General features: G+C 71.5%; 23 protein-coding genes. 7 read left to right on the top strand and 16 right to left on the bottom strand.

Features of this window, described 5'->3' with window-relative positions; genetic code table 11:
- Nucleotides 1-150: 150 nt before the first annotated feature.
- Both ABH937_RS05455 and pruA read right to left on the bottom strand, forming a co-directional pair.
- A complete protein-coding gene (locus ABH937_RS05455; protein WP_280688835.1) occupies nucleotides 151-1,080 on the bottom strand; it encodes a proline dehydrogenase family protein in 930 nt (309 codons plus the stop codon).
- A 109-nt stretch (nucleotides 1,081-1,189) separates the two neighbouring features.
- Nucleotides 1,190-2,818: an L-glutamate gamma-semialdehyde dehydrogenase gene (gene pruA / locus ABH937_RS05450; protein WP_280688834.1), complete on the bottom strand. Its 1,629-nt coding sequence runs from the start codon at nucleotides 2,816-2,818 to the stop codon at nucleotides 1,190-1,192.
- A gap of 209 nt (nucleotides 2,819-3,027) precedes the next feature.
- Between pruA and ABH937_RS05445 the strand changes: the two genes are divergently transcribed.
- Entirely contained in the window at nucleotides 3,028-4,647 is a 1,620-nt protein-coding gene (locus ABH937_RS05445) for a PucR family transcriptional regulator (RefSeq protein ID WP_370217370.1), read from the top strand.
- Nucleotides 4,648-4,684: 37 nt separating this feature from the next.
- On the opposite strand, the gene ABH937_RS05440 is transcribed toward ABH937_RS05445, so the two are convergent.
- Nucleotides 4,685-5,851, bottom strand: coding sequence for a hypothetical protein (locus ABH937_RS05440; protein WP_280688832.1), 1,167 nt, complete (start codon nucleotides 5,849-5,851; stop codon nucleotides 4,685-4,687).
- A 357-nt stretch (nucleotides 5,852-6,208) separates the two neighbouring features.
- On the opposite strand from ABH937_RS05440, the gene ABH937_RS05435 reads away from it, so the two are divergent.
- The gene (locus tag ABH937_RS05435) at nucleotides 6,209-6,694 is read left to right on the top strand and encodes an SRPBCC family protein (RefSeq protein WP_370217369.1); all 486 of its coding nucleotides are present in this window, start codon (nucleotides 6,209-6,211) and stop codon (nucleotides 6,692-6,694) included.
- Here the strand turns inward: ABH937_RS05435 and ABH937_RS05430 are convergent.
- Nucleotides 6,683-8,311, bottom strand: coding sequence for a hypothetical protein (locus ABH937_RS05430; RefSeq protein WP_370217368.1), 1,629 nt, complete (start codon nucleotides 8,309-8,311; stop codon nucleotides 6,683-6,685). The two genes, ABH937_RS05435 and ABH937_RS05430, sit on opposite strands and share 12 nt — an antisense overlap.
- A 331-nt stretch (nucleotides 8,312-8,642) precedes the next feature.
- On the opposite strand from ABH937_RS05430, the gene ABH937_RS05425 reads away from it, so the two are divergent.
- Nucleotides 8,643-9,965, top strand: coding sequence for an MFS transporter (locus ABH937_RS05425; RefSeq protein ID WP_280688829.1), 1,323 nt, complete (start codon nucleotides 8,643-8,645; stop codon nucleotides 9,963-9,965).
- Between the two features lie 244 nt (nucleotides 9,966-10,209).
- Entirely contained in the window at nucleotides 10,210-10,416 is a 207-nt protein-coding gene (locus tag ABH937_RS05420; protein WP_280688828.1) for a hypothetical protein, read from the top strand.
- Between the two features lie 8 nt (nucleotides 10,417-10,424).
- Here ABH937_RS05420 and ABH937_RS05415 read toward each other — a convergent pair whose 3' ends face one another.
- From ABH937_RS05415 to ABH937_RS05375, 9 genes are all read right to left on the bottom strand, one after another.
- The gene (locus ABH937_RS05415; RefSeq protein ID WP_370217367.1) at nucleotides 10,425-11,078 is read right to left on the bottom strand and encodes a Uma2 family endonuclease; all 654 of its coding nucleotides are present in this window, start codon (nucleotides 11,076-11,078) and stop codon (nucleotides 10,425-10,427) included.
- A gap of 122 nt (nucleotides 11,079-11,200) precedes the next feature.
- Nucleotides 11,201-11,596 (bottom strand): metal-sulfur cluster assembly factor, encoded by a 396-nt coding sequence (locus ABH937_RS05410; protein WP_280688826.1) that lies wholly within the window; start codon nucleotides 11,594-11,596, stop codon nucleotides 11,201-11,203.
- A 16-nt stretch (nucleotides 11,597-11,612) separates the two neighbouring features.
- Nucleotides 11,613-12,065, bottom strand: a complete 453-nt coding sequence (gene sufU / locus ABH937_RS05405) for a Fe-S cluster assembly sulfur transfer protein SufU (protein ID WP_280688825.1) — start codon at nucleotides 12,063-12,065, stop codon at nucleotides 11,613-11,615.
- A gap of 16 nt (nucleotides 12,066-12,081) precedes the next feature.
- Nucleotides 12,082-13,347 (bottom strand): cysteine desulfurase, encoded by a 1,266-nt coding sequence (locus ABH937_RS05400; protein WP_370146296.1) that lies wholly within the window; start codon nucleotides 13,345-13,347, stop codon nucleotides 12,082-12,084.
- 5 nt (nucleotides 13,348-13,352) lie between these two features.
- On the bottom strand, nucleotides 13,353-14,117 hold the full coding sequence (sufC, locus tag ABH937_RS05395; RefSeq protein ID WP_280688823.1) for a Fe-S cluster assembly ATPase SufC: 765 nt from the start codon (nucleotides 14,115-14,117) through the stop codon (nucleotides 13,353-13,355).
- Between the two features lie 2 nt (nucleotides 14,118-14,119).
- Nucleotides 14,120-14,470 (bottom strand): non-heme iron oxygenase ferredoxin subunit, encoded by a 351-nt coding sequence (locus tag ABH937_RS05390; protein ID WP_280688822.1) that lies wholly within the window; start codon nucleotides 14,468-14,470, stop codon nucleotides 14,120-14,122.
- A complete protein-coding gene (gene sufD / locus ABH937_RS05385; protein WP_280688821.1) occupies nucleotides 14,467-15,702 on the bottom strand; it encodes a Fe-S cluster assembly protein SufD in 1,236 nt (411 codons plus the stop codon). Before sufD ends, ABH937_RS05390 begins: the two co-directional genes overlap by 4 nt.
- Nucleotides 15,703-15,778: 76 nt before the next feature.
- Entirely contained in the window at nucleotides 15,779-17,194 is a 1,416-nt protein-coding gene (gene sufB, locus ABH937_RS05380) for a Fe-S cluster assembly protein SufB (RefSeq protein WP_370217366.1), read from the bottom strand.
- Nucleotides 17,191-18,066, bottom strand: a complete 876-nt coding sequence (locus tag ABH937_RS05375; protein WP_370146252.1) for a helix-turn-helix transcriptional regulator — start codon at nucleotides 18,064-18,066, stop codon at nucleotides 17,191-17,193. Before ABH937_RS05375 ends, sufB begins: the two co-directional genes overlap by 4 nt.
- A gap of 156 nt (nucleotides 18,067-18,222) precedes the next feature.
- On the opposite strand from ABH937_RS05375, the gene ABH937_RS05370 reads away from it, so the two are divergent.
- Together ABH937_RS05370 and ABH937_RS05365 are read left to right on the top strand one after the other, a co-directional pair.
- Nucleotides 18,223-19,149: an ABC transporter ATP-binding protein gene (locus ABH937_RS05370; protein WP_370217365.1), complete on the top strand. Its 927-nt coding sequence runs from the start codon at nucleotides 18,223-18,225 to the stop codon at nucleotides 19,147-19,149.
- Nucleotides 19,150-19,190: 41 nt separating this feature from the next.
- Entirely contained in the window at nucleotides 19,191-19,910 is a 720-nt protein-coding gene (locus ABH937_RS05365) for an ABC transporter permease (protein ID WP_370217505.1), read from the top strand.
- Nucleotides 19,911-19,991: 81 nt separating this feature from the next.
- Here ABH937_RS05365 and ABH937_RS05360 read toward each other — a convergent pair whose 3' ends face one another.
- Nucleotides 19,992-20,657 (bottom strand): LAETG motif-containing sortase-dependent surface protein, encoded by a 666-nt coding sequence (locus ABH937_RS05360; protein WP_370217364.1) that lies wholly within the window; start codon nucleotides 20,655-20,657, stop codon nucleotides 19,992-19,994.
- Between the two features lie 589 nt (nucleotides 20,658-21,246).
- Here ABH937_RS05360 and ABH937_RS05355 point away from each other — a divergent pair.
- Nucleotides 21,247-22,161 carry a heme A synthase gene (locus ABH937_RS05355; protein WP_370217504.1) on the top strand — a complete coding sequence of 305 codons (915 nt, stop codon included), beginning with the start codon at nucleotides 21,247-21,249 and terminating at the stop codon, nucleotides 22,159-22,161.
- A 127-nt stretch (nucleotides 22,162-22,288) separates the two neighbouring features.
- On the opposite strand, the gene ABH937_RS05350 is transcribed toward ABH937_RS05355, so the two are convergent.
- Entirely contained in the window at nucleotides 22,289-22,627 is a 339-nt protein-coding gene (locus ABH937_RS05350; RefSeq protein WP_280688817.1) for a hypothetical protein, read from the bottom strand.
- A gap of 128 nt (nucleotides 22,628-22,755) precedes the next feature.
- The gene (locus ABH937_RS05345) at nucleotides 22,756-23,697 is read right to left on the bottom strand and encodes a heme o synthase (RefSeq protein ID WP_370217363.1); all 942 of its coding nucleotides are present in this window, start codon (nucleotides 23,695-23,697) and stop codon (nucleotides 22,756-22,758) included.
- Between the last annotated feature and the right edge of the window lie 276 nt (nucleotides 23,698-23,973).

Here is a 23,973-nt window from a genome sequence, read left to right as displayed (position 1 = left end):
TCGCATTCGCGCCAGGTCCGCCGGAAGGGTTGCGGCGATGGACGCGCGGATGAGCGTCGGCTCCCAGTGGATCACTACGCAGGCTCTACGAACACGACTGTGGCGGAGCCGAATTCGACTCCGCCACAGCTCAGCCCAGCTGACCGACCGTCAGCCCCGGGTCGCCATCGCCCGCAGGAAGAACGTCAGGTTCGCCGGACGCTCCGCCAGGCGACGCATGAAGTAGCCGTACCACTCCTGCCCGTACGGCAGGTACACCCGCATGGTGTTGCCCGCCTCGGCCAGGCGCAGCTGCTCCTCGGGGCGGATGCCGTAGAGCATCTGGTACTCGAAGCTGTCGCGGGTGCGGCCGTTCCACTCGGCGAGCTGGCCGGCGATCTTGATCATGTTGGGGTCGTGCGAGGCGATCATCGGGTAACCCTCGCCCGCCATCAGGACCTTGAGCGCGCGCACGTAGGCCAGGTCGACGTCGTGCTTGCCCTGGAAGGCGACCGACTCCGGCTCCTTGTAGGCACCCTTGCAGAGGCGCACGCGCGAACCGGCGGCGGCGAACTCCCGGCAGTCGTCCTCGGTGCGGCGCAGGTAGGCCTGCAGCACGACGCCCAGCCACGGGAAGTCGGCGCGCAGCTCGCGAGCGATGCCCAGCGTCGAGTCGGTGGTGGTGTGGTCCTCCATGTCCAGGGTGACCGTGGTGCCCGCGTCCGCGGCGGCCTCGCAGATCCGCCGGGCGTTCTCCAGCGCGATCTTCTCGCCGTCCACCGGGAGGAACTGGCCGACCGCGGAGAGCTTGACCGAGACCTCGGCGTTCGCCGCAAGGCCGGTCTCCTTGAGCGCGGCCAGCAGCAGCTCGTAGGCCTCGGCGGTGCCGGCCGCCTGGGCGGCGTCCTTGGTGTCCTCGCCGAGGTGGTCGAGGGTGACCTTGCGGCCGGTGGCGACCAGCTCGTCGGTGGCGGTGATGCCCTGGTCGAGCAGCTCGCCGGCGACGAAGCGCTCGACTATCGCGTGGGTCGGCGGGAACTTCTCCACGAGGGTGCGCACCTGCGGCGAGCGGGAGGCGGCGAGGAGGGCGGAACGGAGCATCGGTACTCCTGGATCACAGGTGTGGGGGAGAGAGAACGTGGGGGAGAAAGGGGTGGGGCGGCGGCTGAGGGTGGGCCGCCGCCCCGGGAAGGATGGATCTGATGGACCGTCAGCCCATGTGCGGGTAGCGGTAGTCCGTCGGCGGGACGAACGTCTCCTTGATCGACCGGGTCGAGGTCCAGCGCGCCAGGTTCTGCTTGGCGCCGGCCTTGTCGTTGGTCCCGGAGGCCCGGCCGCCGCCGAACGGCTGCTGGCCGACGACCGCGCCGGTCGGCTTGTCGTTGATGTAGAAGTTGCCGGCCGCGAAGCGCAGCTTGTGCATCGCGTCCTGGGCGGCGGCGCGGTCCTGGGCGAGGATCGAACCGGTCAGGCCGTAGGGCGAGACCGACTCCATCTGCGCCAGCATCTCGTCGTACTTGTCGTCCTCGTAGACGTGGACGGCCAGGATCGGGCCGAAGTACTCGTCGCGGAAGTACTCGCTCGCCGGGTCGGCGCAGACCAGCACGGTCGGGCGGACGAAGTAGCCGACCGAGTCGTCGTAGGTCCCGCCGGCCAGCACCTCGACCGACGGGTCGGCCTGGGCGCGGTCGATCGCGGCCTTGTTCTTGGCGAAGGCGCGCTCGTCGATCACGGCGCTCATGAAGTTCGCGAGGTCGGTGACGTCGCCCATGGTCAGGCCCTCGACCTCGGCCTGGAACTCGTCCTTCAGACCAGCCCAGATCGAGGCGGGCACGTAGGCGCGGGAGAGCGCCGAGCACTTCTGGCCCTGGAACTCGAAGGCGCCGCGGGTCATCGCGGTCTTCAGCACCTTCGGGTCGGCCGACGGGTGGGCGACCAGGAAGTCCTTGCCACCGGTCTCGCCGACGATCCGCGGGTAGCTGCGGTAACCGGCGATGTTGTTGCCGACCTCGCGCCACAGGTGCTGGAAGGTCGGGGTGGAGCCGGTGAAGTGGATGCCGGCCAGCGCGGGGTGCTTGAGCGCCACGGCGGAGACGTCCAGGCCGTCGCCGGTCACCATGTTGATGACGCCCTTGGGCAGCCCGGCCTCCTCCAGCAGCTCCATCAGCAGGTGCGCGGAGAACTGCTGGGTGGGGGACGGCTTCCAGAGCACCACGTTGCCCATCAGCGCCGGAGCGGTGGGCAGGTTGCCCGCGATGGCGGTGAAGTTGAACGGGGTGATCGCGTAGACGAAGCCCTCCAGCGGGCGGTGGTCGCTGCGGTTCCACACGCCGTCGGAGGAGATCGGCTGCTCGGCGATGATCTGCCGGGCGAAGTGCACGTTGAAGCGCAGGAAGTCGATCAGCTCGCAGGAGGAGTCGATCTCGGCCTGCTGCGCGGTCTTGGACTGGCCGAGCATGGTGGCCGCGGCCAGCGTCTCGCGCCAGGGGCCGGCCAGCAGGTCGGCGGCGCGCAGGAAGATCGCGGCGCGCGAGTCGAAGGAGAGCGCCTGCCAGGCGGGAGCGGCCGCCAGGGCAGTGTCGATGGCGTCCTGCGCGTCGGCCTGGGTGGCGTTGCGCAGGGTGCCGAGCCGAGCCGCGTGGTTGTGCGGCTGGACGACGTGGATCTCGGTGCCCGCGCCCATCCGGCGCTCACCGTTGATCGTCATGGTCAGCTGGACGGGCTCCTGGCCCCCCAGCTCCTTCAGCTTGGCCTCCAGGCGGGCCCGTTCCGGGCTGCCGGGGGCGTAGCTGTGGACCGGCTCGTTCACCGGCGCGGGGACCTGGGTTACAGCGTCCATGAGCGCGCGCTCTCCTTCGAGTCGTGGGGGTGGCCAGTGCGGGGGTCACACGCGGGCCATGAAGGAACGTTAAGGCTCGAGCCGGGCCCGCATGGTTGGCCAGGCGGCTAAAGTCATCCGTACGGCATTGTCCGAGTGGATGAACATCACGCAGTACGTCCGGCAGCACGAGCCGCACGCCCGGCAACACGAACCCGAGGAGGCCCCGGATGAGCACCACCGGCCTCCCGCTCCGTCAACTGCTCATGTCGCTGGGCGAGCCCCTGGTCGAGCTGCAGGCCGCGCCCGCCGGCCTGGACGTCCCGGTGCGCGAGGTGGCGATCCTCGACCCCGAGGACCCGGCCACCGCCAACCCCGGCGAGCTGGTGCTGGCCATCGGCGCCCGCGGCCGCGCCGCGCTGCCCGCGCTGCGCGCCGCCGGACGGGCCAAGGCGGCGGCCGTCGCCGTCAAGCTGGACGCCCCGGGCCAGGCCGACGCCCTGCGCGAGGCGGCCACCGAGGCGGGCGTGGCGCTGCTCTCGGTGCGCAGCGAGACCCGCTGGGAGCAACTGGACGCGCTGGCCCGCGCGGTGATCAACGGCCCGGACCTGCCGGAGAGCACCGAGGCCGGCTCGGGGGCCGGCGGCGTCGGCGACCTCTTCGCACTGGCCCAGACCACCGCCGTGCTGACCGGCGGGATCGTCTCGATCGAGGACACCTCCAGCCGGGTGCTGGCCTACTCCCGGTCGGCCGACTCGGACGAGGTGGACGACCTGCGGCGGCTGTCCATCCTGGGCTGGCAGGGGCCCGAGCCGTACCTGTCCAAGCTCCGCGAGTGGGGCATCTTCCAGCACCTGCGCAGCTCGGACAGCGTGATCGCGGTCGAGCCGCACCCCGAGCTCGGCCTGCGCCGCCGGCTGGCGATCGGGATCAGGGCCGGCGCCCAGCCGTTGGGCACGATCTGGGTCCAGGAGGGCTCGCAGCCGCTCGCCCCGCAGGCCGAGCAGGCGCTGGTCGGCGCGGCCCGGGTGGCGGCGGCCCAACTGATGCGGCGCCGCCGCGAGCTGTCGGCCGACGTCCGGCTGACCCGGACCCTGCTCACCGGCCTGCTCGAAGGCAGCACCGGACCCCAGTCGCTGGCCACCCACCTGGGCCTGCACCAGCACCGCCCGGCCACCGTGCTCGCCTACGCGGCGGTCGGCGCCGACCTGAGCCGCACCGAGGTGACCGGCCTGATCTCGGTGCACACCGCCGCCCGGCACCGGGGCGCGCTGCTCGCGCCGATCGACAGCCGGGTCTACGTGCTGCTGCCCGAACTGCCGGCCAACCTGCCGATGACCACCGTGCGGGACTGGGCCCAGGAGGTGGTCGACGCGGCCCGCGACCACCTGGGCATCACGCTGCGGGCCGCGATCGGCAGCACCGTGCACGGCCTGGCGGCGGTGCCCGCCTCCCGGGCCCAGGCGGACCGGATCCTGGACGCGATGGGGCGCGGCGGGGTGGTGCCCGAGGTGGCCGCGCTGATCGACGTGCAGGCGGAGGTGCTGGTCAGCGAGGTGCTCGCGCTGCTCCAGGAGCGGCCTGCGCTGCGCGATCCGCGGCTGGCGGCGCTCACCGCGTACGACGCCCGGCACGGCACCCGGCTGGCCGAGTCGGTGCTGGCCTGGCTGGACGCGCTGGGCGAGGTGCGGGTGGCGGCGCAGGCGCTGCACATCCACCCCAACACGCTGCGCTACCGGGTGCGGCGGGCCGAGCAGTTGACCGGGATCGACCTGGCCCAGCCGCAGCAGCGGCTGCTGGCGATGCTCCAGCTGCGCCTGCCGTCCGAGGAGCCGAACGAGCCGAGCTGACGGGGGCGTTGGCCCGGGCGGCTGCACCCCTGTCTACTCAGCGCCCGCGCTCCCTGCGCCACTGCTCCCAGGCCGCCAGCCACGCCTGCTCGGCGCACTCCACCTCCTCGGCCGCGCCCGTCCGCCGGCGGCTCAGCTCCTCCCAGGCCCGCTGCGCGGGCAGGCTCGGCACCTGGCTGGCGAACGCCGTGTAGCGGATCACCTCCTCCAGCGCGGCCCGTCCCTGCGCGCTGCCGATCAGCCACTCGGTCCGCTCGGCGAGCAGCAGCAGGTGGCCGACCATCGAGCCGATCGCCGCGCAGGCCTCGGTGCGACTCTCACAGGCGTAGTGCATCTGCTGGCGGACCGCGGCCTCCCACTGCTCGGGCGGCTCGGCGACCCGCAGCCGGCGCGGCATCCGGGTGCGGCCGCGGGAGAGCCGGTGCGCCCGGTGGGCCAGCGTGCGCTCGACGCTGAACTCCAGCAGCGCCCGGTGCGCGTCCAGGCCGCTGAGCGCCAGGTGGCTGCGCTGGAGCTGGGCCAGGCGCCGGCGGCGGCGCGCGGCCACCCCGCGTAGCAGCTCGGTGCGGCCGACCGTGAAGCGCTCGTGGCCGGCGCCGTCCAGCTGGTCCAACTCGATGTCCGCGGGCGCGATCCCGCGACCGCAGACCAGCACCACCGAGCCGTAGACCAGCAGCCGCCCGGCCCAGACCGTGCGGGCCCGGGCGGCCGGACCGCTGCCGGCCCCGCTCTCCTCGTGGATCTGCACGGCCGTCGGCTCGCCCGCCACGCTGATCCACTCGCGCAGCGCGCGGACCCGCCCCGGGCAGTCGCCCTCGTCGATGCCGAGTTGCTCGTAGATCCGGTCCCGCTCGCGCTCGACCAGTTCCTCCAACTCGGGCAGCGGCGCGTAACGCTCCACCCCCGGCTGGTAGGTGCGCACGGTGACGTACGGGCCCTCCAGCGAGGTCCAGTCACCGGAGCGCAGCTCGATCCAGGTGATCTCGCCGTTGTGCGTCTCGTAGCCGCTCATCGCGTCGCTGTCGGCGTGCGCGCCGGGCTCGGGGGCGATGCCGCGGGCGCCGCGCCCGGCCCGGTCCACGCCGTACACCGGGAAGTCCAACTCCCCGAAGACCTGCCGGACATGGCGCTCCTGCTGCCCGAAGTACTCCTCGTCCGCCAGGCATTCGCCGGGCCCGGGCCCCGCCTCGGTCCGCAGTGGCATGGCCGTGTCACCCGGTTCCGCGGCCCAGCTCCCGCTGCCGATCGTCACCTTCGCCGCACCCCCGGGCCTCGCCGTCGTTCGGTCCGCGGCCACCCGCGGACGGGAGTCGCCCGCCCGGTCGGCCGCGTTCGCCCACGATACGTGCGCGCGACCTGCTGGGCCATCAGCTTCCCTCGTACGGTTGGCAGATACCCGCTCCGGGCCCGCCACGCGCGGATCGGGCCTATGTTGTCGGGTGCCCCTGCCCACGCTTGGCCGTATGACGACCGAACGGTGGCGGCCGGTTCCCGTGCACCGAAACCGGGCGGCGCGAGCCGCTCGGGCCGCCCGAGCCGCCGTGGCCGCATCATCGGCGGTATGGACTTCAACCAGTACCACCTGACCACCAGTTGGCGACTGCCCGCGCCGCCCGACGCGGTCTTCCGGGCGCTGCGCGACGTCGAGGGCTATCCGCGCTGGTGGCCGCAGGTGCGCCAGGTCCAGCGGCTGGACGGCAGCAGCGGGCGGCTGCGGATCCGCTCGGTGCTGCCCTACGAGCTGGTGCTGACCGCCCGGGAGCGGCGGCAGGAGGAACGGGGTGCCGGGCAGGGCGGGGTGCTGGAGGCGGAGCTGACCGGCGATCTGGCCGGCTGGTCCCGGTGGACCGTCACGTCGGACGGTCCCGGGGCCAGCCTGGCCGTCTTCGAGGAGCAGGTGCGCGGCGGCAAGCCGCTGATGCGGCTCCTCGCGCTGCCCGGGCGGCCGGTCTTCCTGGCCAACCACGCGCTGATGATGCGCTCGGGGCGGCGCGGACTGCGCCGCCACCTGTCCGCCGGGCCGCTGCCCGCCCGGCTACTGCCGTGACCGCGCCTTGAAGGCCGCCTTGCGGGCCTCCTTGGCCACCTGACGGTCCAGGTGCAGCTCGCCGACCGACTCCAGCACCTGAGCGGTGTACGGGTGCTCGACCCGCCACAGCTCGCCGAAGAAGCTCGCCGGGTTGTCGGTCACGGGCATCCCGGAGATCAGCTCGCGCAACACCTCGGCGTCGCCCTCGCTGTCCAGCAGCTGGGCGGCGAAGGTGTCCACGGTGGTCCACAGCACCATCGTGCGGCTCGGCGCGGGCACGTCGGCGGCCCCGCGCGAGACCAGCCAGGCCCGCGCGCCACCGCCCAGCTCCGCGTCGTCCAGCACCTCGCGGGCGGCCGGCTCGGCCGCCTCGCCCAGCTCGGTCAGGGCCAGCTGGGCGAGCATCCGGCGCAGCGGCGCGGTGCGGTCCTCGCCGCGCGCGGCGTCCAGCAGCTCGCGGGCGGCGGCCAGCGGCTCGCGGTCCGCCAGCCAGACCCGGATCTCCTGCTCGGGCAGCACGTTGCCGGCCTCGGCGATGCCCTGCAGCAGCGCGACGGCGTCGCCGGTGGCCAGCTCGCCGATCAACGGCGCCTCGTAGCCCTCGTCGAGCAGCCACTGGCGGATCCCGTACTGGCCCAGCGGGGTCAGCTTGACCAGGCCGAACCGGGCGGCCTCGGCCTCGTCCAGGGCCCGCTCGGTGTCCTGCGGCGCCTGCTCGGACCCGGCCTCCTCCTCGTCGAAGAGTTCCGGGTCGATCGGCTGGTACTCCAGCAACCCGATCTCGGCCAGGTCGGCGAGCATCGGGTCCAGGGCGACCATCACATCGGTGATGTCGCCGAGCATCTCCTCGTCCGGCTCCTCGCCGTCGGGGACCACCAGCAGCGCGGCCAGCACGCCGAGCGGCACCGTCTCCTGCCCCGGCTCGGCGAACGCGGTGGCCTCGTAGAGCACCTGGAGCGCCTCGTCCAGCAGCTCGGCGGCCTCTTCCTGGACCTCCTCGTACTGGGCCAGCAGCTCCTCGGCCCGCGCGTCGTCGGCCTCCTCGCCCGCGTCCGGCTCGGCGTCCAGCGGCTCGATCTCCACCGCCAGCTCGGCGATCAGATCGGCGGCCGCCAGCCACAGCTCCAGCACCGACTCCGGATCGCCGGCCTCCACCGGGGCCAGCTCGCTGCTCGGGCCCGCCGCGCGGTTGCCGGCCTCGTCGTGCGCGACCAGCACCAGCTCCAGGTCACTGGCCAGCGACCAGACCCGCATCGCCTCCAGCACCGCCTCCTCGGCGACCTCGCCCTCGGCCGGTGCCAGGTCGAGGAACCGGGCGGCCGCCTCGCGGTCCTCGTCCAGCAGGTCGCCCAGCTCGTCCACCGGACGGGTGGGCGCGCTCCATCGGGCCAGCCGCACCGCCCGCTCGATCAGCGGCACGGCCAGCGCGGCCGCCGCCAGCTCCGCCTCCGGCAGCAGCCGCACCGGCGGGACCATGACCGAGAGGTCGTCCAGGTCCTCCTCCGTGTCCGATCCGTGCGCGCCGTAGAGGTCGGCCAGCTCGAAGTCGGCCGGCAGCAGACCCTCGTTGCCGGGCAGCGCGTCCGGCCCGGTCACCGACGGGTGGTCAGGGTTCTTACGACGTCGTCCGGCCATCAGGCGCGAGCTCCTAGCGAAGGATCGGGTTCTGCACACTCTGCACACTCTGCGATCAGCGTATCGGCCGTTGCCTCGGCAGCGCCCCTCCTGCGGGGGGCGCGTGCCACCCGTGCACGCCGGTACCGCACCACCCCGTATCCTTCCTTTCGACCCCGTGCACACCCCGCGCGCGGTCACGCCTGGGCAATGCCGCCCAGCTCTGTTCAGCTCACCCCGCTCCACCACGGTCCTCCCGCACCCACGGCCACCACCACAGCGCCACCGGACGGGCGCGTCGGCATGCCACGCCGACCCGCGGTGGCGCCCGGCCACACAGGAGACCCCTGCCATGGCGGACCTCTCCCCCGCCGGTTCCGGCCTGCCCCTCGTGCAGCGCCCCGGACACCGGCTCTCGGAGGCCCTGCTCCCCCTGGAGCTCGCACCACGGACCCAGCTCCAGCTGGCCGCCGTCAGCCGCTGGAACGCGCTGCGCGGCGTCCGCGTCGGCCTCTGTGCCGCCGCCCTGCTCCTGCTCCTGATCGGGGCCAACCTGGCCACCCCGGTCTACCCCCTGCTGCAGCAGCGCCTGGGCCTGACCGCCTTCGACACCACGCTGCTCTTCACCGTCTACGTCTTCGCGCTGGTCCCGGTGCTGGCCGCGGTCGGCCACTGGTCCGACCTGCTCGGGCGGCGCGCGCTGATCCTGCCCGCCGTCTGCCTGGCCGCCAGCGGGGACGCGCTCTTCGCCACCGCCAACTCCTTCGGCCAGCTGGCCGCCGGACGGGCCGTGCAGGGCATCGCCGTCGCCCTGGCCACCGGCGCCGCCGGCGCGGCCCTCGGCGACCTGCTGCCCGACCACCCGACGCTGGCCGCCAAGCTCACCCTGGCCTGCTCGGCGGGCGGCGTGGCGCTCGGCCCGGTGGTCGGCGCCTCGCTGGCCGGCGGCTCGCACCCGCTGCTCACCCCGTTCCTGGCGCACGCCGTCGCGCTGCTGGTGCTCTGCGTGCCGCTGGCGCTGGTGCACCCCCGGATGCCCGGCGCCCGCCGCCCGGCCGACGCCCCGCCGCGCGTCACCGCCCCGCTCCACCTGCGCCCGCGCCGCCTCGCGCTGCCCGCCCAGGGCCGCCGCACCTTCCTGCTCGCGGCGGGCGCCGGCTTCGTCTCGTACGCCGTCTTCGGGGTCTACCTGAGCCTGGCCCCCGCCTTCTCGGCCGGCCTGCTGCACACCCACTCCCGGATGGTCGGCGCCGTGGTCGCCGCCCTGCTGCTGGGCTCCTCCGCACTGGCCCAGCTGCTCGTCCCACCCACCCGTGACCGCCGTTTCATCGCCCTGGGCATGACCGGCCTCGCCCTCGGCCTCGCCCTGGTCGTCACCGCCGAGTACGCCCACCAACCGGCCCTGCTCTTCGCCGGCAGCGTGCTGGGCGGCGCCTGCCAGGGCATCGCCTTCCGCTCCCTCTTCACCACGGCGGTGGCCGCCATGAACCCGGCCCGCCGCGCGAGCGAGATGAGCACCCTCTGGGTGATCGTCTACCTCGGCAGCTCCCTGCCCATCGTGGCGGTCGGCGCCCTCTCCCAGCACTACGGCCTGCTCCCGGCCGTCAGCGGCTTCGCGGTGATCGCGGCAGCGGCCTGCCTGGGGCTCGCGGGGGCGGTGCTGCGGCGGGGTTAGGGCCGCCGCGACGCCGAGCCCGGAACAGCACATGGCCCGGACGCCCGACGGTGTCCGGGCCGTGGCGTTCGCCTGACGGGCCATCAGAATGGTGCCACCATCGAAGAACCCTGGCGCGAGGAGGGCACCGTATGCACAGCCGTTCCGGCATACCGTGGTCTATCACTCTGGACTTCACCCAGGACGCGGCCCGCGCGCTCGCCGTCCGCGACGCACTCGGCTTCGCCGACCCGGTGGACCCCACATGATGACGGACGCCGTCAACGCACTCCAGCGGCGCACCAGTCTCGGCGAGTTCCACCTGCACATCATCGCGGTCCCCGTCGCCGGCCCGCTGTTCCGCCCGCTCGCCACCGACCACCAGGTGCTGATCAGCACCGAATTGCTACGTGACCGCGCTGCCCACGTCGACCGGGTCGTTGCACACCTCACCTCGGACGCAGCCGACTGAGCCCGAATTCAGTCGGACCAGGGGCGCCAGAGTTCGGTGCGGAACTCGAAGCCGAAGGGCTCCGGCAGTCGCACCACGTCGCCGAACTTCCAGGCCTGCAACTCTTCGTAGCGCCCGGCGAAGCGATCCGGACTCCCATAGAGGGTGACCCGCGACCGCTTCGGATCCCGGTCGACCAGCAGATGATGCGCCACCCCTGCGCGGGCGTAACCACTCCACTTGGTACCAAGGGCCCGACGCCCGACCACCGGCTCACGATCGTTGTGTGCGTTCGACTTCGACGTCACTTCGACGACCAGCTCAACCTGGTTGGGAGTGAGAAACCTGGCGCCTTCCGACCAGGCTCTGGTCTCGGTGTCCGCGTGGAAAACGAGCAGGTCAGGAATATAACCGTCACCGAGCTCGACCATGTCGAGGCCAAGCACCTGCATGCTCCGCCAGGGGAACTGAGGGTCGACGAATCCCCGACCGTCGATCACCCGCTGGATAGTCGCGATGATTCCGGCGTGCGCGAAGGCAGGCGCAGGTGACACGAACATCTCCCCTCCGATCACCTCCACCCGCGTGCCGTCATTCGGCAGGTGCAGATAATCGGCCAGCTCGCCCCGCGCCCACATCGCATACGGGGAGTCGGGCAGCATGTAATGCGCGATCGCAGCCACAGACACCTCGGCACTCCCTCCACGGTCGCAAGCCCAGCATCGCCCAGAGTACGCAGAGACGCCGCTGCCGCATGGCAGCTCCCCTCAAAGGAGCGATCCACGCGGCAGCGGGTTGACGGCTGTCAGACGTTGAACCCCAACGCCCGCAGCTGCTCGCGCCCGTCGTCGGTGATCTTGTCCGGGCCCCACGGCGGCATCCAGACCCAGTTGATCCGCAGATCCTGGACCAGGCCGTCGGTCGCCGTCTTCGCCTGGTCCTCGATGACGTCGGTCAGCGGGCAGGCCGCCGAGGTGAGCGTCATGTCGATGGTGGCGACGTCGGACTCGTCGATGTGGATGCCGTAGATCAGGCCAAGGTTGACCACGTCGATGCCCAGCTCGGGGTCGACCACGTCCATCAGGGCCTCGGTGAGGTCCTCGACGGAGACGGTGCCCGCGGTGGTGCCGACGATGACGGTCGGGCCCTCGGCCTGGCCGTCCGCCTGGGGGGCCGGGGTGCCGGCCTCGGTGTCGCTCATGCTCAATCGGTCCTCGTCAGTTGTTGATGGCCGGCTGTTCGGCGAGCGCCTTCGCGGTGGCGTCCTTCCAGGCCATCCAGCTCAGCAGCGCGCACTTGACCCGGGCGGGGTACTTGGAGACGCCGGCGAACGCGACCGCGTCCTCCAGCACCTCCTCGTCGCCCTCGGCCTGGCCCTTGCTCTGCATCAGCTCCAGGAAGGCCTCCTGGATCGCCTGGGCCTCGCCGATCGGCTTTCCGACCACCAGGTCGTTCAGCACCGAGGCGCTGGCCTGGCTGATCGAGCAGCCCTGCGACTCGTAGGAGACGTCCGCGACCACCGCGCCGTCGAGCCGCACCCGCAGGGTGATCTCGTCACCGCAGGTGGGGTTGACGTGGTGGACCTCGGCGTCGCCGTCGCGCAGGCCCTTGCCGTGAGGGTTGCGGTAGTGGTCCAGGATGATCTCCTGGTACATGGAGTCGAGCTTCATGTCGCCGTCACACCCCTCAGCCGAAGAAGTTGCGGACGTGGTGCAGGCCGTCGATCAGCAGATCGACCTCGCCCGGCGTCGAGTACAGGTAGAACGACGCGCGAGTGGTGGCCGGAACCCCGTACCGCAGGCAGACCGGGCGGGCGCAGTGGTGACCGACCCGGACCGCGATGCCCTGCTCGTCCAGCACCTGGCCCACGTCGTGCGGGTGGATGTCGCCGAGCACGAAGGAGATCGCCGCGCCGCGGTCGACCGCCGTGCGCGGGCCGATGATCCGCAGGTCCGGCACCTCCTGGAGGCGCGCGACCGCGTACTCGGTGATCGCGTGCTCGTGGGCGGCGATCTTCTCCATGCCCACGTTGGACAGGTAGTCGATGGCCGCGCCGAGCCCGACCGCCTGGGCGATCGGCGGGGTGCCGGCCTCGAACTTGTGCGGCGCCGGGGCGTAGGTGGACGAGCCCATGGTGACGGTCTCGATCATCTCGCCGCCGCCGAGGAACGGCGGCAGGTCCTCGAGGAGTTCCTGACGGCCCCACAGCACGCCGATGCCGGTGGGCGCGAGCATCTTGTGACCGGTGAAGGCGACGAAGTCGGCCTCCAGCGCCTGCACGTCCAGCACCATGTGCGGCGCGGCCTGCGAGGCGTCGATCAGCACCAGGGCGCCGACGTCCTGGGCGCGGCGGACGATCGCCTCGACCGGGTTGATCGTGCCCAGCAGGTTGGAGACCAGCGTGAAGGAGACGATCTTCGTCTTCTCGGTGATCAGCTGCTCGATGTCGGACAGGTCGAGCCGGCCCTCGTCGGTCAGCCCGAACCACTTCAGCTTCGCGCCGGTGCGCTGCGAGAGCAGCTGCCACGGCACGATGTTGGAGTGGTGCTCCATCTCGGTGATGACGATCTCCGCGTCCGCGTCCACGCGGTACGGCTCGTCGGCCCAACCCAACATGTTGGCAACGAGGTTGAGCGACTCCGAGGCGTTCTTGGTGAAGATCACCTCGTCCCGGCTCGGCGCGTTGATGAACGCCGCGACCTTGTCCCGGGCGCCCTCGTACAGCGCGGTGGCCTCTTCGGCCAGCACGTGCACGCCGCGGTGGACGTTGGCGTTGTGCTGCTCGTAGTACGCGTTGAGCGCGTCCAGCACCTGCCGGGGCTTCTGCGAGGTGGCCGCGTTGTCCAGGTAGACCAGCGGCTTGCCGTCGTGCAGCACCCGCTGCAGCACCGGGAAGTCCTTGCGGATCGCGTCGGTGTCGAGCAGACCCGCCAGCGTCGAGCCGGGATGAATGATTGTCACTCGGAAGCGCCGCCCTTCACGTAAGCCTCGTAGCCCTCGTTCTCCAGCTTGTCGGCGAGCTCGGCGCCACCGGACTCGACGATCCGGCCGGCCGAGAAGACGTGGACGTAGTCGGGCTTGATGTACCGCAGGATGCGGGTGTAGTGGGTGACCAGCAGGGTGCCGACCTCACCGGAGGAGGCGACCCGGTTGATGCCCTCGGAGACCTGGCGCAGCGCGTCGACGTCGAGGCCGGAGTCGGTCTCGTCGAGGATCGCGATCTTCGGCTTGAGCAGCTCGAGCTGGAGGATCTCGTGGCGCTTCTTCTCGCCGCCGGAGAAGCCCTCGTTGACGTTGCGCTCGGCGAAGGCCGGGTCCATCTGGAGCGTCGCCATGGCCTCCTTGACCTCCTTCACCCAGGTGCGCAGCTTGGGGGCCTCGCCGCGGATCGCGGTGGCCGCGGTGCGCAGGAAGTTGGAGACCGAGACACCGGGGACCTCGACCGGGTACTGCATGGCCAGGAAGACGCCGGCCCGGGCGCGCTCGTCGACGGTCATCGCCAGCACGTCCTCGCCGTCCAGCAGCACCTGGCCGCTGGTGACGGTGTACTTCGGGTGCCCGGCGAGGGTGTAGGCCAGGGTGGACTTGCCGGAGCCGTTGGGGCCCATGATGGCGTGGGTCTCGCCCTGCTTGACCGTCAGGTCGACGCCGCGCAGGATCTCACGGGGGCCGGCCTCAGTTTCGACGGAGACGTGCAGGTCGCGGATTTCAAGGGTTGCCATGCTCAGGACTCCTGGGTGACGGAGACGAGCACATCGTCCCCTTCGATCTTTACGGGGTAAACGGGAACCGGCCGGGTGGCGGGCAGTCCGGAGGGCTTGCCGGTGCGCAGGTCGAACGTCGAGCCGTGCAGCCAGCACTCGATCCGGCAGTCCTCGACCTCGCCCTCGGAGAGCGAGACGTTCGCGTGCGAGCAGATGTCGTTGATCGCGAACACCTCGCCCTCGGTGCGCACGATCGAGATCGCCAGCCCACCGCCCAGCTCGACGCGCTTGGGCGAGTCCTCGCCCAGCTCGTTCAGCGAGCAGACACGCACGTACACAGCATTGGTGGTTCGCTCGCTGCGCTCGCTCATGCCACGCCCGCCAGTTCGGCCTCGATCTTCTCCATCAGCTGGTCGTGGAGCTCGGGAACCCCGATCTGCTGCACCAGCTCGGCGAAGAAGCCGCGCACCACCAGGCGGCGCGCCTCCTCCTGCGGGATGCCGCGGGACTGCAGGTAGAAGAGCTGCTCGTCGTCGAAGCGGCCGGTCGCCGAGGCGTGGCCCGCACCGACGATCTCGCCGGTCTCGATCTCCAGGTTCGGGATCGAGTCGACCCGGGCGCCGTCGGTGAGCACCAGGTTGCGGTTGTGCTCGTAGGTGTCGGTGCCCTCGGCGGCGGCGCGGATCAGCACGTCGCCGACCCAGACCGCGTGCGCGTCCTGGCCCTGCAGCGCGCCCTTGTAGACCACGTTCGACCGGCAGTGCGGGGTGTCGTGGTCGATCTGCAGGCGGTGCTCCAGGTGCTGGCCGGCGTCGGCGAAGTAGAGGCCGAACAGCTCGGCCTCGCCGCCGGGGGCCGCGTAGGTGACCCGCGGGTGGATCCGCACCAGGTCGCCACCGAAGGTGACCACCACGGACTTGAGCGAGGCGTCCCGGCCGACCAGCGCGGTCTGCTGGGAGGTGTGCACCGCGTCCCGGTCCCAGTCCTGGACCGAGACGAAGGTGAGCTTGGCACCGTCGCCCACCAGCAGCTCGACGTTGGCGGCCCGGGTGCCGGTGCCGGTGTGGTTCAGCACCACGACGGCCTCGGCGAACGGCTTGACGTCGATCACCACGTGCGCGAAGCGGACGCCGCCCTCGCCGCGCACGTCGATCCTGACCGGCTCGGTGAGCACCGCGTCCTTGGGGACGGTGACCACCAGCGCCTGCTCGAACGCGCTGAACGCCTGCGCGGCGACCCGGTCGACCGGCTTGCCGGCCTTGCCGATCCGCGCGTCGTCCCGGCCGACCAGGTCGGCGGTGACGCCGTCCGGCAGGCTGAACTCGACCTTGTCCTCACCCTTCGGCGCGCTGACGGCGCTGCCGTCGTGCAGCCCGCCCAGGCGGTGCAGCGGGGTGAACCGCCAGTCCTCCTCGCGGCCGGTGGGCACCGGGAAGTCGTTCACGTCGTACGAGGGCTTCACCGCGACCCGGGCGTCGATCGGCTGCAGTGCGGTGGCTCGGCCGGTGCCGGGCCCGGCGAGCTGCGCGCCGGCACCGGCGGTACCGACCTCGATCGACCCGGCGGTGGTGGAGCCGGCGGTGTTCATGGGCGTATCAGCCATGGCTGTTCGTGTTGCTCTCTTCCTCAAAGTGTCAGCGGGGTCGGACGGCTACTGCCTCGTCTCGAAGGACAAGGCGTCAGCCGACGGAGCCCTCCATCTGCAGCTCGATCAGCCGGTTGAGCTCCAGCGCGTACTCCATCGGCAGCTCACGCGCGATCGGCTCGACGAAGCCGCGCACGATCATCGCCATCGCCTCGAACTCGGTCATGCCACGGCTCATCAGGTAGAAGAGCTGGTCCTCGCTGACCTTGGAGACGGTCGCCTCGTGACCCATCGAGACGTCGTCCTCGCGGACGTCGACGTAGGGGTAGGTGTCCGAGCGGGAGATGGTGTCCACCAGCAGCGCGTCGCAGAGCACGTTGGACTTGGCGCCCTTGGAGCCCTCGCCGATCTCGATCAGACCGCGGTAGGAGGTGCGGCCACCGCCACGCGCCACCGACTTGGAGACGATGTTGGAGGAGGTGTTCGGCGCCATGTGCACCATCTTGGCGCCGGCGTCCTGGTGCTGGCCCTCGCCGGCGAAGGCGATCGACAGGGTCTCGCCCTTGGCGTGCTCGCCCATCAGGTAGACGGCCGGGTACTTCATGGTGACCTTGGAGCCGATGTTGCCGTCGACCCACTCCATGGTCGCGCCCTCGTACGCCACGGCGCGCTTGGTGACCAGGTTGTAGACGTTGTTCGACCAGTTCTGGATGGTCGTGTAGCGGCAGCGGCCGCCCTTCTTGACGATGATCTCGACCACGGCGCTGTGCAGCGAGTCCGAGGAGTAGATCGGCGCGGTGCAGCCCTCGACGTAGTGGACGTAGGCGTCCTCGTCGACGATGATCAGCGTCCGCTCGAACTGGCCCATGTTCTCGGTGTTGATCCGGAAGTAGGCCTGCAGCGGGATGTCCACGCGCACGCCCTTCGGCACGTAGATGAACGAGCCGCCGGACCAGACCGCCGTGTTCAGCGAGGCGAACTTGTTGTCGCCCACCGGGATCACGGTGCCGAAGTACTCCTGGAAGAGCTCCGGGTGCTGCTTGAGCGCGGTGTCCGTGTCGAGGAAGATCACGCCCTGCTCCTCCAGGTCCTCGCGGATCTGGTGGTAGACGACCTCGGACTCGTACTGCGCGGCGACACCGGCGACCAGACGCTGCTTCTCGGCCTCCGGGATGCCGAGCTTGTCGTAGGTCGCCTTGATGTCGGCGGGCAGGTCCTCCCAGGACTCGGCCTGCTTCTCGGTGGAGCGCACGAAGTACTTGATGTTGTCGAAGTCGATGCCCGAGAGGTCGGAGCCCCAGGTCGGCATGGGCTTCTTCTCGAACAGCTTCAGGCCCTTGAGGCGCAGCTTGAGCATCCACTCCGGCTCGGACTTCTTCGCCGAGATGTCGCGGACGACCTCTTCGTTCAGGCCGCGCTTGGCCACCGAGCCGGCCGCGTCGGGGTCCGACCAGCCGTACTCGTAGGTGCCCAGACCTTCGAGCTCCGGGTGGGAAACGGTGTCAGTCATGCGGGGTTCCTCCGCGCAGGCGCAGTCGGTGTTTCGGTGGTCGTACCGGCAGTCGGCGCTGCACCGGTGCGATCGCCAGAGCTTTCACTCGCGGCGGGCGACGGTGCGGCACCGGGTGCCGGCACATAGGTGGTGCAGACCCCGTCGCCGTGGGCGATGGTGGCCAGCCGTTGCACATGGGTGCCCAGCAGCTGGGAGAAGACCTCGGTCTCCGCCTCGCACAGCTGGGGGAACTGCTCGGCGATGTGCGCGACCGGGCAGTGGTGCTGGCAGAGCTGGGCGCCGGCCGGGGCCTTGGCGGCCGGGGCGGCGGACGGCACACGCCGCACCGTCGCAGCGTACCCGTCGGCGCTCAGCGCCTCGGCGAGCGCCTCGGTCCGCTGGTCGGCGGCGGCCCGCTCCAGGGCGCCGAGGTAGCGCTGGCCCTGCTTGCCGAACCGGGCCCGGGCGAAGGCGGCGACCGCCTCCTCGCCGGCCTTGCCGCCACCGACCGCCTCGGCGATCCAGCGCAGCGCGTCGGCGGCGAGCTGGTCGTAGGCCTGGTAGAAGGCGTCCCGGCCGGACTCGGTGAGGGCGAACACCTTGGCGGGTCGCCCCCGGCCCCGGCTGCCGTAGACCCGCTGCTCGCGGGACTCGACCAGGCCGGCCGCGGCCAGCCCGTCCAGGTGGCGGCGGACCGCCGCGGCGGTCAGCCCGAGCCGGCTGGCCAGATCGGCGGCCGAGGACGGACCGTGGTCCAGGATCGAGCGGGCGACCCGGTCCCGGGTCGCCCGGTGGCCGTCCAGCAGCACTTCCGCCGAGGTCGCGGGCACCGGGAAGCCGGGGGCCGACTCGGCCTCCTGCTCCTGCTGGTGCTCGCGGATGTTTTTCACAACACCATTGTTGCGTAATTAGCTCCGACCGGACAAGCCGTGACCTACGCCTCAACGGTGGGATCGGTCACGCAGGTAAGGCTTACCTGACCTGCGAAAACGATCTAGCCGGGGCGACGTCCGGCCCCTTCGGTCCGGCCTCCTACACTCGCCGGTATGCAGAACTCACCCGCCGTCGAGATCGCCGGGCTGGTCAAGCGGTACGGCCAGAAGACCGCGGTGGACGGCCTCGACCTGCGCATCGAGCGCGGCACCGTCACCGCCGTGCTCGGCCCGAACGGCGCCGGCAAGACCACCACCATCGAGACCTGCGAGGGCTACCGCCGTCCGGACGCGGGGACGGTACGGGTGCTCGGACTCGACCCGATCCGGCAGGCAGCCGAGCTGCGACCCCGGATCGGCGTGATGCTCCAGTCGGGTGGTGTGTACGCCGGCGCCCGCGCCGTCGAGATGCTGGAGCACACCGCCAAGCTGCACGCCCACCCGCTGGACGTGCCCGCCCTGGTGGAGCGCCTGGGCCTGGGCTCGTGCGGCCGCACCAGCTACCGCCGGCTCTCCGGCGGCCAGCAGCAGCGGCTCGCGCTGGCCATGGCCGTGGTCGGCCGCCCCGAGCTGGTCTTCCTGGACGAGCCGACCGCGGGCCTGGACCCGCAAGCCCGCCGCGCCACCTGGGAGCTGGTCCGCGACCTGCGCCGGGACGGCGTCACGGTGGTGGTGACCACCCACTACATGGACGAGGCCGAGCAGCTCGCCGACGCCGTCCAGATCGTCGACGGCGGCCGGGTGATCGCCGGCGGCAGCCCCGACGAGCTCTGCCGGGGCGGCGCCGAGAGCAGCCTGCACTTCGACGGCCCGCCCGGGCTGGACCTCGGCGCGCTGACCAAGGTGCTGCCCGACGGCGCGGCGGCCGTGGAGCTCGCCCCCGGCAACTACCGCGTCGAGGCGCCGATGGACCCGCGACTGGTCGCCACCGTGACCGCCTGGTGCGCCGAAGCCGGCGTGCTGCCCGAACGGCTGACCGTGCAGCGGCGCAGCCTCGAAGACGTCTTCCTCGAACTGACCGGACGGGACCTGCGCTCGTGAGTACCTACGCACCGCGGCCCGGCGCCGCCCCCGTCCACCGGATGCTGCTCGCGCAGACCGCCTTCGAGACGAAGATGCTGCTGCGCAACGGCGAGCAGCTGCTGCTCACCGTGGTGATCCCGACCGTGCTGCTGGTGCTGTTCAGCGCGGTGGACGTGGTGTCGGTGACCGGCCCCGGCAAGCGGGTCGACTTCCTGGCGCCCGGCCTGCTGGCGCTCGCCGTGATGTCCACCGCCTTCACCGGACAAGCGATCGCGACCGGCTTCGAACGGCGCTACGGCGTGCTCAAGCGGCTCGGCGCGAGCCCGCTGCCGCGCTGGGCGCTGCTGACCGCGAAGACCGGCTGCGTGCTGGTCACCGAGGCGCTGCAGGTCGCACTGCTCTCGGTGATCGCGCTGGCACTGGGCTGGTCGCCGCACGGCGATCTCTTCTCGGTCCTCGCGCTGCTGATCCTGGGCACCGCCGCCTTCTCCGGACTCGGCCTGCTGATGGCCGGCACCCTGAAGGCCGAAGCCACCCTGGCGGCGGCGAACCTGGTCTTCATCCTGCTGCTGCTGGCGGGCGGCGTGATCGTGCCGCTGACCAAGTTCCCCTCGGCGGTGCGCTCGCTGCTCGACCTGCTGCCGATCAGCGCGCTCTCCGACGGACTGCGCGCCGTCCTGCAGACCGGCGCCGGGGTGCCCTGGTCGGACCTCGGCATCCTGGCGGTCTGGGCGGTGCTCGGGCTGGCGGCGGCGGCGCGGTTCTTCCGCTGGGAGTAGCGGCCGACCGAACAGAAGAAGGGGTGAGGACCGGTTGCGGTCCCCACCCCTTCAGCGTTGATCAGCGACGTTCAGCGTCACCTAGTGACGACCGGCCTTGCGACGACGGGTCATGAAGACCAGCCCGCCGCCGAGAACCACCACGGCCGCACCGACACCGGCGATCATGCCGGAGTCGCTGCCGCCACCGGTGAAGGCGAGCGACGGACCCGTGCTGCTCGGCTTCGGCGCCGGGGTGGTGGGCTTCGGCGCCGGGGTGGTCGGCTTGGCCGAAGTCGGCGCGGGGGTGGTCGGGGTGGGCGACGCCGTGGTGGGGGTCGGGCTGGGCGTCGGGCTGGGCGGGGTGGGGCTCGGGGTGGGGCTCGGGGTGGGGGTGGGCGTCGGGCAGACCGGCACATGCTCCACGTCGGTGAAAGTCCACGTGTGCTTCATCGTCGGGTCATCACCCGCGACGACCGCGATCGTCACGTCGACCACGCCGGAGTGCTTGGGGTCCACCTGGAACGTCTGCTGGAACGTGTCCTTGAACGTCTGGGTGGGCAGCACGGTCTGGTCGCCCTCGGTCACCGTGATGGTGTTGGTGACGTTCGAGTTGTAGTTGGCCAGATTGACCGTGACCGACGAGCACGTATGCGTGATCGTGTAGGTGTGCGCCGAAGCGGTACCGGCCAGCAGACCGGTGGCGGCCACCGCGAGCACGGCGGCCCCCGCGAACGTGCGGCCGGTTATCCGCGCTTGTCGCGCCATAGCAAAGTCCTTCCGAATGAGGCTGTGCGGCACGGTCGTTGACCAACCATCCGGTGATCTGTAAGCGACCGGCTACACCTGGTGCGGGGGACTCTACCGGCACCAGGGCCCCTGACGCCCCCCGTGGATCGGCTGAATTCCGCCTAGCTGCCCGGGCCTTGACATGCTGAGAAGCACACCACGCGGCTCACCTCAGGCAACAGCCGTCCGCCGGACCCGCGTTGCCTTGCTCACACCGCAAGCAAACCGGGCGCACAGTGATCACAAATGATCGCCGGGCGCCCGGTTTGAGATATTTGAGCAAACATCAGGCCATTCGCTCCCCCATGACGGCTCGACCTGCCACACGGTGCTCCCGATCAGGCCTTCCGCGCCGCCAACGGTCAGCGGGATCACGCCGAAGGCGCCCGCGAGGACGAGCCCGTCGTGCGACCGCGCCGAGGCCGCCGGACCCGGTCCACGGTCGCGCCGCGCCGACCGCCACACGCTGGCGCTCCCCCGCCGCAAGATCGGCAAGCGCGCAACCTAGGATGAAACGGTGCGTACCCCCTTCTCCCTGCTGGCCGAGCGCTGGCACCCGTCCGCCACCATGGTGCGGCGGGCCGCCTTCGCCGCGCTGGTGATGAGCGTCGTCATCGTGGTCACCGGCGGCGCGGTGCGGTTGACCGGGTCCGGGCTCGGCTGCAAGACCTGGCCGACCTGTACCGGTGACAGCATCACGCCCACGCCGGCGATGGGCCTCCACGGGATCATCGAGTTCACCAACCGGACGCTGACGGACGTGCTCTGCGCGGCGGTCGGCTGGGCGATCCTGGCCGCGCGGTGCGCGACGCCGTGGCGGCGGTCGCTGACCCGGCTGGGGTGGTGGCAGTTCTGGGTGGTGATGAGCAACGCCGTGCTCGGCGGGATCACCGTGCTGGTCAAGCTCAACCCGTACGTGGTGGCCTGCCACATGCTCTCGGCGCTGGCGCTGGTCTGGGTGGCGCTGCTGACCTGGGAGCGGGCCAAGGAGGGTGACGGGCCGGCCCGGCCGCTGGTCACCGGGCCGGTTCGGCAGTTGAGCCACGTGCTGGTGGCCGCCACGGGCGCGCTGGTGGTGGCCGGCACGCTGGTCACCGGGGCGGGGCACCACCCGGGGGACTCCAGTGACGTGCCGCGGGTGCCGATCAGCTACGACCGGCTGGCCCAGCTGCACACCGACCTCGCGTGCGTGACCGTCGGGCTGTCGCTCGCGGTGATCTTCGTGCTGGCCGCCGTCAAGGCCCCGCCGGCCGCTCGGGCCCGGGCCCGGGAGCTGTTCGTGGTGCTGATGGCGCAGGGCGTGCTGGGGTTCGTCCAGTACTTCACCGACGCGCCGGAGTTGCTGGTCGGCCTGCACATGCTCGGCGCCTCGCTGACCTGGATCGCCGTGCTGCGCGTCCCGCTGGCGCTGCGCACCCGGGACGCCGAGAAGGCGGAAGCCGCGCCGCTGCCCGCGCAGGCCCCGCAGGGGGCAGCCGTCTGACGGCTCGTCAGCAGGAACGCCCGAGCACGGCGCCAAGAACGGCGAAGGCCCTGACTCCCACCGCACCGGGGAGTCAGGGCCTTCGTCCGTACCGTCCGTACCGGACGGCGGCTCCGGATCGACGACGTCAGCCGCCGAGCTGGATGCCCGCCATCCGCTTCCACTCGTACGGGCCGGTGCGTACCTTCAGGGCGAGTTCACCCTCGAAGGAGTCGTGCAGCGTGACCCCGGCCAGCTCGGCGGCCCGACGGCCCACGGCGTAGCTGGGCGCCACCTGGTCGCCCCAGGCGCCGTCCTGACCGACCAGCACGATCCGGGTGGCGTCCCGGCCCACGTACTCCACCACGGCGTCGGCGCTGCCGCCGTGCTGTGCGGAGAACGCGGTCAGGTGCTTGGCGATGCGCTTGGCCCGGCGCTCGGCACGGGCGTCCACGGCGTTGGGGGCGAGGGTCTCTGCGCTGCTCATGACCCGCATGCTACCCACGAGTAGCGGAACGCGCGACGGCGTGGTCCTGTGCCGCCCGACACAGAAGCGGGAGAACGAACGGCCCCGGTGTCGCGAGCACACCGGGGCCGACTACCTGAGGAACCTGACTACCTGACGAACGGGTCGATCGCGATCACGACCATCAGCAGCGTCAGGTAGGTGATCGACCAGTGGAAGAGCCGCATCTCCTTGAGCTTGGCGCCCACCACACCGGCCTTGGCGCGGGCGTGCAGGCCGTGCGCCTCCTTCAGCCAGAACGCGCCCAGCACCATGGCCGAGACGGGGTAGAGCCAACTGGTGTGCGCCAGCGGCCACAGCGCCAGCGAGACGGCCACCATGACCCAGGAGTACGCGACGATCTGCCGGGCCACCGCCAGGTCGCCCGCGGTCACCGGCAGCATCGGCACGCCGGCCTTCACGTAGTCCTCGCGGACCTTCATGGACAGCGGGTAGTAGTGCGGCGGGGTCCAGAAGAAGATGACCAGGAAGAGCACGAACGGCGCCCAGCTCAGCGACCCGGTCACCGCGGCCCAGCCGACCAGCACCGGCATGCAGCCGGCGATGCCGCCCCAGACGATGTTCTGCGCGGTGCGCCGCTTGAGGCCCAGCGTGTAGACGAAGACGTAGAAGAGGTACCCGGTCAGCGCCAGCCCGGAGGCCAGCCAGTTGACCAGCAGGCCGAGCCAGAGCGTGGAGACGACGCCCAGCGCGATCCCGAAGACCACGGCCTCGCGCGGCGAGACCATCCCGGTCACCAGCGGTCGGCGCTCGGTGCGACTCATCACCGCGTCGATGTCGCGGTCGATGTACATGTTGAGCGCGTTCGCACCACCCGCGGAGAGGTACCCCCCGACGACAACCTCCAGCACCAGCAGGAGATTGGGCACCCCGCGCTGCGCCAGGAACATCACCGGAACGGTGCTCATCAGCAGCAGCTCGATGATCCGAGGCTTGGTCAGTGCGACGAAGGCCCCGACACGAGCCCCGAACGGCCGGCGCGCGCGGGTCGTCCCGAGGACCCCGGCGGGGCGGGATTCAACGGCGGTCACGAACACCCCAACTGAAGATGAATCTTCGCAGGCGTCCCCGGGTCGATTGCTCGTGAATCCGTTCACGCTGCGCGTACCACGCCACCTTAGACGGTGCATATCTCCCGATCCGCCCCGGGGTCCGCTGACGGGGCCGCGCCGCACTCCCGTGGGTGAGTGGGCGAACCGCCCGCCGCTCAGGCGGGCAAAACCGGGCGAAACCGGCCAAGGTGGTACATGGTCCGGCGACGCACTGCACTCAGTATTCGTGGGAATCCGATGACGAAACTCCGGGTT

This window comes from Kitasatospora sp. GAS1066B (genome assembly GCF_041262605.1).
Classification (GTDB): Bacteria; Actinomycetota; Actinomycetes; order Streptomycetales; family Streptomycetaceae; genus Kitasatospora.
The sequence above is the reverse complement of the archived record's forward strand: the minus strand, read 5'-3'. Positions and strand labels throughout refer to the sequence as shown.